We start from the raw sequence: 12,664 nt of genomic DNA, 5'->3' as shown, positions 1-12,664 counted from the left end.
ACCATACCTTAAAGGTATGAAATAAGACAAATTCGGTGTTGGATCAAGGGGCGCACTGCGTCGTCCAATAGCCTCCATGCAAAACACACACCCACCCCAAGACAGCGCCCGACCTGCGGCATATACGGCAGCAGGCACCGTTGTCGTCGAACAGGTGGAGACCTTGCTGGTCGATCTGCCCACCATTCGGCCCCACAAGCTGTCGATGGCCACGATGAACGGCCAGACCCTGATGCTGGTGCGCGTGCGCTGCTCCGATGGCACGGTGGGCATGGGCGAGGGCACGACCATTGGCGGCCTGGCCTATGGCGCCGAATCGCCCGAGGGCATGAAGCTGGCCATCGATACCTATTTTGTGCCGCAGATGGTGGGCGCCAACGCCAACCGCGTGCCCGCGCTGATGGCCCGGCTGAACCAGGCCATCCGCGACAACCGCTTTGCCAAGTGCGCGGTCGAGACGGCGCTGTTCGATGCGCTGGGCCAGCGCACCGGCCTGCCGGTGTCCGAGCTGCTGGGCGGGCGCCTGCGTGACCGCCTGCCCGTCGCCTGGACGCTGGCCTCGGGCGACACCGGCCGCGACATCGAAGAAGCGCAGCGCATGCTGGAGACACGCCGCCACCAGATCTTCAAGCTCAAGATCGGCCGCAAGGCGGTGCGCGACGATGTGGCCCATGTAGCGGCCATCAAGAAGGCACTGGGCGATCTGGCCTCGGTGCGGGTCGATGTGAACATGGCCTGGAGCGAGCTCGAAGCGCACCACGGCCTGGCGGGCCTCGTCGATGCCGGCTGCGAGCTGGCCGAGCAGCCGGTGGCCAGCGCCGATGTGCTGGCCCGGCTCAAAGGCCGCTACCCGATTGCCATCATGGCCGATGAATCGCTGACCGGCCCGGCCTCCGCGTTGGCACTGGCACGCGTGGCTGGCGCCGATGTGTTTGCGATCAAGACCGAGCAATCGGGCGGGCTGCAGGCGGCGCAACAGGTCGCCGCCATTGCCGATGCGGCCGGGATCGAACTGTATGGCGGCACCATGCTCGAAGGCGGCGTGGGCACCATCGCCTCGGCCCATGTGTTTTCCACGTTCCGCGAGCTGCAATGGGGCACCGAGCTGTTTGGCTCGCTGCTGCTGACCGAAGAGATACTGGCTACGCCGCTGGAGTACAAGGATTTCCACCTGACGGTGCCCACCACACCGGGCCTGGGCATTGCGCTGGATGAAGACCGCGTGCGGCACTTCCGCAGGGACCGCAGCCGCGTGAGCGTGCCGGTCGGGGTGTCCGCCACAGACTGACACCACAGACGGATAGACAGACAGATTGACCCCAAGAATTTACGACAAGGAGACTACGATGAGCGCCCCAATCTTCAACACCCCCGACGTGCAGGATTTTCTGCGTCTGGCCAGCGGCCTCAACCAGGACGGCGGCAACCCGCGCACCAAGCAGATCATCCACCGCATCCTGTCCGACCTGTTCAAGGCCATTGAAGACCTGGACATCACCTCCGACGAATACTGGGCCGGCGTGGCCTACCTGAACCAGCTGGGCGCGCGCGGCGAGGCCGGCCTGCTCTCGCCCGGCCTGGGGCTGGACCGCTACTTCGACATGCGCATGGATGCTGAAGACGCGGCGCTGGGCATCGCCAACGGCACACCGCGCACGATTGAAGGCCCGCTTTACGTGGCAGGCGCCCCCGTGGTGCAAGGCTCTGGCCGCCTCGATGACGGCAGCGACACGGCCGGCCACACCCTCATCATGCACGGCACCGTCTACGGCGCCGATGGCCAACCGCTGCCCGGCGCGCAGGTCGAGGTCTGGCATGCCAACACCAAGGGCTTTTACTCGCACTTTGACCCCACCGGCGAGCAAAAGCCATTCAACATGCGCCGCACCATCATGGCCGATGCGCAAGGCCGCTACAAATTCCAGAGCATTGTGCCGATGGGATACGGCTGCCCGCCCGATGGCCCGACCCAGGCCCTGCTCAACCAACTGGGCCGCCACGGCAACCGCCCCGCGCACATCCACTTCTTTGTCACGGCCGATGGCCACCGCAAGCTCACCACGCAGATCAATATCGACGGTGACCCGCTGGTGTTTGACGACTTTGCCTACGCCACCCGCGAAGGTCTGGTGCCCCCGCTGACCGAGCACAGCGACGAGGCCAGCATCCGCGCCCACGGCCTGAGCGGCCCGTTTGCCGAGATCGTGTTCGACATCCAGCTCAGCGCGCTGGTGGGCGGTGTCGACAACCAGATCGTGGACCGCCCACGCCTGGCGGCCTGATCCGCTGACGCCCGACGGCCGGGGTGCTGCCTAGCGGGCAGTGCCCCCGCCCCAGACCCATCCTCCCTCCCCTAGCCATTCGCGCCGCGATCCGCGTTGCGAGGCGGAGCTGTACCCCCAGGAGCCCTCACCATGACCACGATTGCCTCTGCCGATCAGTTCGGCGCCGTCGAACACCTGCTGGAGACAGCGCTGCAAGACGACAAGGAAGCGGGCATTTTCCGCTGCCGCCGCGACATCTTCACCAACCCTGAGCTGTTCGAGCTGGAGATGAAATACCTGTTCGAATCGAACTGGGTCTACCTGGCGCACGAGAGCCAGATCCCCGACAACAACGACTACTACACCACGTCGATCGGCCGCCAGCCCATCATCATCACCCGCGACAAGCTGGGTGAGCTGCATGCGGTGATCAATGCCTGCGCGCACAAGGGCGCGATGCTGTGCCGCAAAAAGCATGGCAACAAGGGCAGCTTCACCTGCCCCTTCCATGGCTGGACCTTCAGCAACGCCGGCAAGCTGCTCAAGGTCAAGGACGAGAAGACCACCGAGTACCCGATCTCCTTCAACAAGAACGGCTCGCACGACCTGACCCGGGTCGCGCGTTTCCAGAACTACCGGGGCTTTCTGTTTGGCAGCTTGAACGCCGATGTGCAGCCGCTGGAAGACTACCTGGGCGAGACCCGCGTCATCATCGACCAGATCGTGGACCAGGCGCCCGACGGCCTGGAAGTGCTGCGCGGCAACTCCAGCTACATCTATGACGGCAACTGGAAGATGCAGATGGAAAACGGCTGCGACGGCTACCACGTCAGCTCCGTGCACTGGAACTATGCCGCTACGATGAGCCGCCGCAATGCCGAAGGCACCAAGGCGACTGACGCCAACAACTGGAGCAAGTCGGTCGCCGGCGTCTATGGCTTTGAGAACGGCCACATTCTGCTGTGGACCAACACCTTGAACCCCGAGGTGCGCCCGATCTGGAACCAGCGTGAAGAGCTGGCCCAGCGCGTGGGCCAGAAGCGCGCCGATTTCATCGTGCGCCAGACGCGCAACCTCTGCCTCTACCCCAATGTGTTCCTGATGGACCAGTTCGGCACCCAGATCCGCGTGGCCCGCCCCTTGAACGTGAACCAGACCGAGATCAGCATCTTCTGCTTTGGTCCCAAGGGCGAGAGCGCACAAGACCGCGCCACCCGCATCCGCCAGTACGAGGATTTCTTCAACGTCTCGGGCATGGGCACGGCCGATGACCTGGAAGAGTTCCGCGCCTGCCAGGCAGGCTACGCCGGCAGCGCGGTGCGCTGGAACGACATGAGCCGTGGCGCGCCGCTGTGGATCAAGGGCCCCGACGAGAACGCCAGGAAGATGGGCATGAGCCCCTTGCTCAGCGGCGAGCGCAGCGAGGACGAGGGCCTGTTTGTCTGCCAGCACGACTACTGGGCCAAGACCATGCGCCAAGCCGTGCAGCAAGAGCGCGCAGGAGCCCAGCCATGAGCAGCGCCGCCAGCCACAGCAACGCGGCCGACCACCGCGCCATCTGCGCCTTTCTGTACCGCGAGGCGCGCTACCTGGACGACCGCGAGTGGGAGCCATGGCTCGCGCTCTACGCGCCCGATGCCGAGTACTGGATGCCCGCCTGGGACGACGATGACCAGCTCACCGACGACCCGCACAGCCAGATCTCGCTGATCTACTACCCCAACCGCAATGGGCTGGAAGACCGGGTCTTCCGCATCAAGACCGAGCGCTCCAGCGCCTCCATGCCTGAGCCGCGCACCAACCACATGATCACGAATGTGGAAGTGCTGGCCGAGCAGGCCGATGCGGTGGAGGTTCGCTACAACTTTCACACGCTCAGCCACCGCTACAAGCAGACCGATCACTTCTTTGGCACGGTCTATCTGACCCTGCGCAAAGTGGCCGGCAGCTTCCTCATCGCCCGCAAGAAGATCGTCCTCAAGAACGACTACATCCGCCAGGTCATTGATGTCTACCACATCTGACACGCCAGGAGACCACCATGAACAGCTATCGCATTGCCCTGAACTTTGAGGACGGGGTCACCCGCTTTGTGGACTGCGGCGCCCACGAAAAAGTGCTGGACGCCGCCTTCCGCAACCGTATCAACCTGCCGATGGACTGCTCGGACGGCGTCTGCGGCACCTGCAAGTGCAAAGCCGAAAGCGGCACCTACGACCTGGGCGACGACTACATCGACGACGCGCTGACCGAGGACGAGGCCGGCCAAGGCCTGGTGCTGACCTGCCAGATGGTGCCGCAGTCCGACTGCGTGATCGCCGTGCCGGTGCCCTCCACCGCCTGCAAGACCGGCACCAGCCAGTTCAGCGCCACGGTGAGCGCGGTGCAGCCCTTTGGCGATGCCGCCTATGAGCTGGTGCTGGATGTGGCCGAGGCCGCACCCGCATTTCTGCCGGGCCAGTACGTCAATATCGGCGTGCCGGGCAGCAGCCAGCATCGCTCCTACTCGTTCAGCTCCGCGCCAGGCGATGGCCGCATGACGTTTCTGATCAAACAAGTGCCCGGGGGCCTGATGAGCAGCTGGCTCCAGCGCGCGAGCCAGGGTGAGCCGCTGCAGATGACCGGGCCGCTGGGCAGCTTTTACCTGCGCGCGGTCACGCGGCCGCTGCTGTTCTTGGCAGGCGGCACGGGCCTGGCGCCCTTCCTGTCGATGCTGGAAGTGCTGGCCCGCGACGGCGCAACGCAGCCCATCCACACGGTCTATGGCGTCACGCGCGATGCGGACTTGGTGCTGGTCGAGCGCCTGCAGGCCTATGCGCTGCAGATCCCGGGCTTCACCTTCAGCACCTGCGTGGCTGATGCGCAAACCGGGCATGAGCGCCAGGGCTATGTCACCCACCACCTGCCCGCCCAGGCGCTGCATGGCGGCAATGTCGATGTCTACCTCTGCGGCCCGCCGCCCATGGTGGATGCAGTGCAAAAGCACTTCCAGGCCGAAGGCATAGTGCCCGCCAACTTCCATTACGAAAAGTTCACGCCCACCCAGCCGGTGGCGGCCGTGCCGGAGGCCCTGGCATGAACGCGCCCCTGCAACCCGCAAGCCACCCACGCTTTGCCGGCAAGGTGATGGTGGTGACCGGCGCGGCCCAGGGCATTGGCCGGGGCGTGGCGCTGCGCGCCGTGGCCGAAGGCGCCAAGGTGCTGTTGGTCGACCGGGCCGACTTTATTGCCGACGTGGCAGCCGAGGCCGGCAGCCCCCACGCCGCTGGCCTGGTCGCCGATCTGGAAACCTACGAGGGCGCACAGGCCGCGATGGCCCGGGCCGCCGAACTGTTTGGCGGCATCGACATCCTCGTCAACGGCGTGGGCGGCGCAATCCGCATGCGCCCTTTTGCCGAGTTCGAGCCCGCGCAGATCGATGCGGAAATCCGCCGCTCGCTGATGCCCACCCTCTATGCCTGCCATGCCGTGCTGCCGCATTTGCTGGCACGCGGCGGCGGCACCATCGTCAATGTGTCGTCCAACGCCACGCGCGGCATTCGCCGGGTGCCGTACTCGGCCGCCAAGGGCGGCGTCAATGCCTTGACGCAATCGCTGGCGATGGAATACGCACCGCAGAACATCCGCGTCGTCGCCTCGGCCCCTGGCGGCACCAATGCGCCGCCCCGGCGAGTGCCGCGCAATGCCGCTGGCGACAGCCCGCAGGAGCAGAGCTGGATGCGCGAGGCCGTGCAGCAGGTGACCGAGTCCAACTACTTCAAGCGCTACGGCAGCCTGGATGACCAGATCGGCCCGATCCTGTTTCTGGCCTCCGACGAGGCAGCCTACATCACCGGTGCGGTGCTGCCCGTAGCCGGTGGCGACAACGGCTGAGCGCAGCCCGCCGCCCGCCGCCCACCACCCTACTCACTCTAAAAAGAAAAACCGCGCCAGCGCAGCACTGCAAAGCTGCAGCGATGCGCGGGCCCAGGAGACACCATGACTGATCGCCAAGCCATTGTTCCGCCCGGCATGGAGGCGGTGTACGAGCAGATCGGCTACGCACCGGCCATCCGGGTCGGTCGCGCCGTCTATGTATCCGGCCAGATCGGCCGCAGGCCCGACCTGCAGCTGGTCGAAGACCGCGAAGCCCAGATCACGCAGGCCTTTGCCAACCTGCAGCTGGTGCTGGAGGCTGCAGGCGCCCGCCTGGCCGATGTGGTCGATCTGACCAGCTTTCACACCGATATGCGCGACCTGCCCTTGTTCATGCAGGTGCGCAACCGCTTTTTGCACAGCCACCCGCTTCCCGCCTGGACAGCGGTGGGCGCACACATGCTGGGCGGCGCGCCCGGCTACATCGTGGAGATCAAGGCCATTGCAGTGATACCGGCCCATGAAGCCAAACCGGGCTGAACAACCCAGCCCTTATAAAAGGAGACAGAGATGAAAACCTTGGACATCAACCAGGTCATAGACAACGCCCGCTTTACGCGCTTCCACTGGATGGTCACCCTGCTATGCGGCTTGCTGCTGGTGTTTGATGGCTATGACCTGTTCATCTACGGCGCCGTGCTGCCCGTGCTGATGAAGGAGTGGAGCCTCTCACCCGTGCAGGCCGGCGCCCTGGGCAGTTATGCGCTGTTCGGCATGATGTTTGGCGCCTTCATCTTTGGCCCGCTGGCCGACCGCATCGGCCGCAAAAAAGGCGTGGCCATCAGCTTTGTGCTGTTCAGCATTGCCACCTTCATGAGCGGCTTTGCCACCTCGCCCACCGAGTTTGGCATCTTCCGCTTTATCGCTGGCCTGGGCTGCGGCGGCCTGATGCCCAATGCCGTGGCCCTCATCAACGAGTACGCCCCCAAGCGCGCCCGCAGCACCCTGGTGGCGCTGATGTTCAGCGGCTATTCGCTGGGCGGCGTGCTCTGCGCGGGCCTGGGCATCTACATGCTGCCGCGCTTTGGCTGGCAGTCCATGTTCTTTGCCGCAGCCCTGCCGCTGGTGCTGCTGCCGCTGATCTTGTGGAAGCTGCCCGAGTCGGTGGGCTTTTTGCTGCGCCAGGGCCAGCAGGCCAAGGCAAGGCAGATGCTGTCGCAGGTTGCGCCCGATGTGGCCATGGGCAGCGATGTGCAGCTGCTGCAGACCGAAGCCAAGGGCGCCGGCGTCCCGATGCTCGATCTGTTCCTCAAGGGCCGCGCCATGGGCACCTTCATGATCTGGCTGTCCTTCTTCTGCTGCCTGCTGATGGTGTATGCGCTGGGCTCCTGGCTGCCCAAGCTGATGGCCACGGCCGGCTACAGCCTGGGATCGAGCCTGTCGTTCCTGCTGATGCTGAACTTTGGCGGCGTGGTCGGCGCCATTGCCGGCGGCTGGCTGGGTGACGGCTTCAGCCTGCCCAAGGTGGTGCTGGCCTTCTTTGCGTTGGGCACCGTGGCCATCGCGCTGCTGGGCTTCAACAGCCCCATGCCGGTGCTCTACCTGCTGATCGCCATTGCCGGCGCCACCACCATCGGCACGCAGATCCTGCTGTATGCCAACACCGCCCAGTTCTATCCGCAGGCCATCCGCTCCACCGGCCTGGGCTGGGCCTCGGGTGTGGGGCGCACCGGCGCCATTGTGGGCCCGCTGCTGGGCGGCTGGCTGATGGCCGCAGCCCTGCCGCTGCAGATGAACTTCCTGGTGTTTGCCGTGCCCGGCCTGGTGGCGGCGCTCGCCATCGGCTTCTTCATCCTTTACTACCGTGGCAAGCAAGAGGCGCCCAGCGTCTCCGTGGCTGCCGTTCGCCCCGCCGTCTGATCCCGCCTTAGGAAAAAACCATGCTCTATCTTGTCCATATGGTCGTCAACATCCCCGCCAGCCTGCCTGCCGAAGAGGCCGCGCGCATCAAGGCTGCGGAAAAAGCCTATTCGCAGCAGCTGCAGGAATCCGGACAATGGCCGCACCTGTGGCGTGTGGTGGGCGAATACGCCAACTACAGCGTCTTCGATGTGGCCAGCCATGACGAGCTGCACAACACGCTGAGCCAGCTGCCGCTGTTCCCCTATATGCAGATCACAGTGACGCCACTGGCCAAGCACCCCTCTTCCATCCGATAAGCAGACAGGCAGATGCAGATGACGATGCAACGGCGAACCCTGGCCCTGCTGCTGGCGGCCCTGGCGCTGCCAGGTGCCGCCATGGCGCAACCCGATGCCGCCTGGCCGGCCAAGCCCATCAAATGGGTGGTGCCCTTTCCGCCGGGCGGCGCGATGGATGTGATTGCCCGGACCTTGGGCGACCGCGCCGCGCGCGAGCTGGGCCAGCCCTTTGTGATCGAGAACCGGCCCGGCGCCGGCGGCAATATTGGTGCTGACTATGTCGCCAAGCAGCCTGCCGACGGCTACACCATCATGATCACCTCGATTGGCATGGCCACCAACCCGGCGCTGTACGCCAAGCTGGCCTACGACCCGGTCAAGGACTTTGCGCCCATCAGCCTGCTGGCGGTGGTGCCCAATGTGCTGGTGGTCAATGCCGCCCGCAGCCCCGACCAATCCGTGCAGGACCTGCTGGCCCATGCGCGCCGCAACCCCGGCAAGCTGAGCTATGCGTCCGCAGGCAACGGCACCTCCATCCACCTGGCCGGCGAGGTGTTTGCCTCCACCGCCGGGGTGGAGCTGATGCATGTGCCCTACAAGGGCAGCGGCCCGGCCATTACCGACATGCTGGGCGGCCAGGTCGATCTGATGTTTGACAGCATCACCTCGGCGCGGCCCCATATCCAGTCTGGCAAGCTGCGCGCGCTGGGCGTGACGACTGCCAAGCGCTCCTCGGCATTGCCCGGTGTGCCCACGATTGCCGAAGCCGGCCTGCCCGGCTACGAGGTATCGCCCTGGTTTGCGGTGTTTGCGCCAGCCGGCACACCACCTCAGGTGGTGGCCCGGCTCAACCAGGTGCTCAACGGCGCGATGCAGCAGCCCGATACCCTCAAAAAGCTCGAAAGCGTGGGCGCCGAGCCCATTGGCAGCACGCCCCAGGCGCTGGCCACCCACCTGCAGCAGGAGCTGGCGCGCTGGGGCAAGCTGATCAAAGAACGCGGCATCCGCCTGGATTGATGCCGCAGCCCGGCAACGGACAACAAGGGCCAACCCCATGAACCTCAACGATACCCGCAGCCACGCCGAGCAGGCGATTAGCGCCGTGCTGCCCCAGCGCAGGCATGACTTGGCGCGCCTGCGCGTGCTGGCCGAGCGCGGCCTGCAGCCCGTCGTCACCGTGGTGGGCAAGTACAACCACGGCAAAAGCCGCCTGCTCAATGAGCTGATCGGCAGCCCCACCTTTGCCGTGGCCGACCGGCGCGAGACCGTGGCCCTGTCCGGCCATGTGCATGCGCAGGTGCGTTGGCTGGATGCGCCGGGGCTGGATGCCGATGTGGACCAAGCCGATGACGACCACGCGCACCGCGCCACCTGGCTAGAGTCCGACATCCGCCTTTTTGTGCATGCCGCCAAGGAAGGCGAGCTCGATGCGCGCGAGCGCAGCCTGCTCCAAGCACTGCACGCCGATTCCCAGCGCACCCGGCGCCAAACGCTGTGCGTGCTCACCCAGATTGACCAGCTGGCCGACGATGCCGCCCAGCAGCAGGTGAACGGCGCCATCGCAGCGCAAGCCGCCGGCCAGATGTGGCTGGCCGTCTCATCCACCCGCTACCGCCAGGGCGTGGATGGCGCCAAACAACTGCTGCTGGAGAGAAGCGGCATCCCGGCGCTGCAGCAGTCCCTCAAACTCGCGCTCGCCCAGGTGCCCCAGGCGCGCAGCCATGAGAAAGCGCTGCTGCTGCAAGAAATTCGCAGCCAGCTCCAGGCCCTGCATGCCGAGCGCCAGCAGAGCCTGGCCCAGTTGAGCCAGCTGCAGGCAGCGCAAGGCCAGCGCTTTGCGAGCGACCTGGCCGCCGTGCAAGACAAGACCGGCCAGGACATCCAGGCCGTGCTCGATGTACCGGGGCCGGACCATTCGCGCACGCCCGACAGCTTTGCCGACCAGTTCAAGATGACGCCCGGCAAGCTCGAGCGCAACCGCCTGCAGGTCGCCTATTCCAAGGCCTGCATCAGCATCAGCGCCATCTTGACCAAGCATGGCGTGGTGGAGCTGCCGCTGGAGCAGCAGACCCAGGTCAAGAGCCTGGACAGCGTGATGGTCGCCGTCATGGGCGTCTCGGTGAAATACCGCCAGGACCTGCGCCGCCTGTTTTGCGAGTCCGCCGGGCGCAGCGCCCTGGCCCAGGCCTTTACCCGCTACTTTGAGCTCTCGGCTGACCGCCAGGCCCTGGTGCAGCGCATGGCCCACCAAGAAGCCCAGGTGCAAGCCAGCGCCCAGGCTTTAACAGCCTTGAGCGCACTCGAAGCACTGGAGACCCGCGCATGAATGCCATGGCCGGCGAGCAGCAATTTCTGGCCCATGCGGGTGGCAGCGCTGCCGGGCCCACCACTGCCAACCATCAGGCCGGGCTGGCGCAACTGCATTCCCAGCTGCAACAGCTGCAAGCCTGGCAAACCCAGCTGCAACAAGGCCTGGGCAGCGCCCTGGCACCAACACCCGGCCTGCAGCCCAGCCACCCGCTGGCCCAGCAAGCCCAGGCCCTCCAGCAGCAATGCCAGGATCTGCAGGCACGCTGGGCGCAGCAATGGTCTGCGCTGCAGCCCGCACGCAGCCTGGCCCAGGACTTTGAGCAGCGCGTGATTCTGCTGGTATTTGGCAAGTTCAATGCCGGCAAAAGCTCGCTGTGCAACTTTCTGGCCGAGCGCTTTGCCGCGCAGGGCCAGCCCCTGCGCTTTTTCCATCTGGCAGATGGGGCCGTGGTGGAAAGCGACGAGCCGCTGCGCGAAGGCGCCACCGAAACAACAGCCCGGCTGCAAGGCCTGTGCCTGGGCACCGGCCTGGTGCTGCTGGACACCCCCGGCCTGCATTCCGTCACGCCCGAGAACGCCGCCCTCACCCAGCGCTTTACCGAAAGCGCCGACGGCCTGCTCTGGCTCAGCAGCTCCACCTCGCCCGGCCAGGTGCAAGAGCTGGACGAACTCGCCCGCGAACTGCGCCGCAACAAGCCTCTGCTGCCGGTCATCACCCGCAGCGACCTGATCGAAGAAGACGAGGTCGATGGCGAGATCCAAAAATGCCTGCGCAACAAAACCCCAGGCAACCGCGCGCTGCAAGAGGCCGACGTACAGGCACGCGCCCAGGGCAAGCTGCGCCAGCTGGGCATTGATGTGTCGGTACTGAAGCGCCCCGTCTCCATCTCCGTCCACGCCGCACGCAGCCAGCCAGGCCCCGACGCACTGGCCAACGCTGGCCTGCTGCGCCTCTACACCGCCATCGCCGAGGTACTGGCCCCCGCCCAGGTCTACAAACAGCGCAAACCGGCCGAGGTGCTGCTGCACCACCTGGAAGAAAACCTACAAGGCGCTATCGATGCCGAACTGCGGCCCCAACTGCAGCGCCTGCAACAGGTCCTGGCCCAGGAGCAAGAGCGGCTACAGCACAGCAAGACGGCGATGCTGCGCGCTGCGTGGCGCCAGACCATTCCTGCGCTGCCGGGGTTGCTGGATCTGTATGCGGATCGGTTGCCCTTGCTGTTTGCCGAGGTTGCTGCGCTAGTGCGAGGTGAGATTAGGGAACAGCTGCGCAGCCATCTCGCTGGCTATGCACTGCCTGCGCTGCCAGCAGAACCAGCGACCCTGGGGTGGCCACCGGCTACTGTGGGCCCTGATGCCCTTTACGCGACTTTGCAAAATGCTGTGCGCGAGCAGCTAGAGATGGCTTTGGCTGCAGCGGTCGATACCTGCAGCCATGCACTGGAGCCGATGGTGCTGCCAGTCGCGCAGATGCAGGCGCATTTGCGGCAGTGCAGTCAGGATTTGCATGGCGTGGGCACTACGTTGCGGGCTTGAATGCGAACGGACGCCAATGTCCCCCATTTCCCCTAACGAGCCACCTAGAGTCATGGTTTGCCATCCCATTCGGGCTTCGGGCAAAAGCATGCCCATGTTTTTCAAGGTGGATGGGCGATGCTCAAGAGCAGCAAAACGGCATGGTCGAACGCGTAACCCGAACGATGAAGGAGCAATGCGTACACACACCGCTTGGAGCGTCTGCACAACGCCAGCAGGGTCCTTGGGGACTCGATGGGCTTCTGCTGGACGGTCCCGGGTCAGGCCAGAACTGCTGGTGCCAGCTAATCACCAGATTCGCACGATAGATACCATCATCTACCTACCATATATCCCGTACCTTGCCACATATCCATTGCGCCTGTTTTATAGATTTGAGGCGAACAAAGAACAATTAAGCAGAGGGATCTTTGGCTTGCAGTGAATCGCCCCGACTTGGCTAGACACTCTTGAGCCGTTGGGAATGGCGCTGTTCAAACTCGATGGGCGATAGCC

The 12,664-nt window shown here is 65.1% G+C and carries 12 protein-coding genes; all 12 read left to right on the top strand.

Going from position 1 to position 12,664, the window contains the following annotated elements:
• The first annotated feature begins 76 nt into the window (after positions 1–76).
• The 12 genes from WH367_RS20605 (at position 77) to WH367_RS20550 (ending at position 12,169) form a co-directional block, all read left to right on the top strand.
• On the top strand, positions 77–1,288 hold the full coding sequence (locus tag WH367_RS20605; protein WP_339537502.1) for a muconate/chloromuconate family cycloisomerase: 1,212 nt from the start codon (positions 77–79) through the stop codon (positions 1,286–1,288).
• Between the two features lie 58 nt (positions 1,289–1,346).
• Positions 1,347–2,282 (top strand): catechol 1,2-dioxygenase, encoded by a 936-nt coding sequence (gene catA / locus WH367_RS20600; RefSeq protein ID WP_339537501.1) that lies wholly within the window; start codon positions 1,347–1,349, stop codon positions 2,280–2,282.
• Between the two features lie 132 nt (positions 2,283–2,414).
• Complete coding sequence (locus tag WH367_RS20595; protein WP_339537500.1) at positions 2,415–3,779, top strand: Rieske 2Fe-2S domain-containing protein; 1,365 nt, start codon at positions 2,415–2,417, stop codon at positions 3,777–3,779.
• Positions 3,776–4,288 (top strand): benzoate 1,2-dioxygenase small subunit, encoded by a 513-nt coding sequence (gene benB, locus WH367_RS20590; protein ID WP_339537499.1) that lies wholly within the window; start codon positions 3,776–3,778, stop codon positions 4,286–4,288. Before WH367_RS20595 ends, benB begins: the two co-directional genes overlap by 4 nt.
• Positions 4,289–4,305: 17 nt before the next feature.
• Complete coding sequence (gene benC, locus WH367_RS20585; RefSeq protein ID WP_339537498.1) at positions 4,306–5,343, top strand: benzoate 1,2-dioxygenase electron transfer component BenC; 1,038 nt, start codon at positions 4,306–4,308, stop codon at positions 5,341–5,343.
• Positions 5,340–6,137: a benzoate diol dehydrogenase BenD gene (gene benD, locus WH367_RS20580; protein ID WP_339537497.1), complete on the top strand. Its 798-nt coding sequence runs from the start codon at positions 5,340–5,342 to the stop codon at positions 6,135–6,137. The genes benC and benD overlap by 4 nt, the downstream gene beginning before the upstream one ends.
• 105 nt (positions 6,138–6,242) lie before the next feature.
• Positions 6,243–6,659 (top strand): RidA family protein, encoded by a 417-nt coding sequence (locus tag WH367_RS20575; protein ID WP_339537496.1) that lies wholly within the window; start codon positions 6,243–6,245, stop codon positions 6,657–6,659.
• Between the two features lie 30 nt (positions 6,660–6,689).
• Positions 6,690–8,039, top strand: coding sequence for an MFS transporter (locus tag WH367_RS20570; RefSeq protein WP_339537495.1), 1,350 nt, complete (start codon positions 6,690–6,692; stop codon positions 8,037–8,039).
• A gap of 20 nt (positions 8,040–8,059) precedes the next feature.
• A complete protein-coding gene (gene catC / locus WH367_RS20565) occupies positions 8,060–8,338 on the top strand; it encodes a muconolactone Delta-isomerase (protein WP_339537494.1) in 279 nt (92 codons plus the stop codon).
• Positions 8,339–8,356: 18 nt separating this feature from the next.
• Positions 8,357–9,337: a tripartite tricarboxylate transporter substrate binding protein gene (locus WH367_RS20560; RefSeq protein ID WP_339537493.1), complete on the top strand. Its 981-nt coding sequence runs from the start codon at positions 8,357–8,359 to the stop codon at positions 9,335–9,337.
• Between the two features lie 37 nt (positions 9,338–9,374).
• Entirely contained in the window at positions 9,375–10,646 is a 1,272-nt protein-coding gene (locus WH367_RS20555; protein WP_339537492.1) for a GTPase, read from the top strand.
• Positions 10,643–12,169 carry a dynamin family protein gene (locus WH367_RS20550; RefSeq protein ID WP_339537491.1) on the top strand — a complete coding sequence of 509 codons (1,527 nt, stop codon included), beginning with the start codon at positions 10,643–10,645 and terminating at the stop codon, positions 12,167–12,169. Before WH367_RS20555 ends, WH367_RS20550 begins: the two co-directional genes overlap by 4 nt.
• Positions 12,170–12,664 lie beyond the last annotated feature (495 nt).

Origin of the sequence: Comamonas sp. MYb21 (assembly GCF_037479395.1) — a bacterium.
Lineage (GTDB): Bacteria > Pseudomonadota > Gammaproteobacteria > Burkholderiales > Burkholderiaceae_C > Comamonas.
This window is presented reverse-complemented; position numbering and strand designations above follow the sequence as displayed.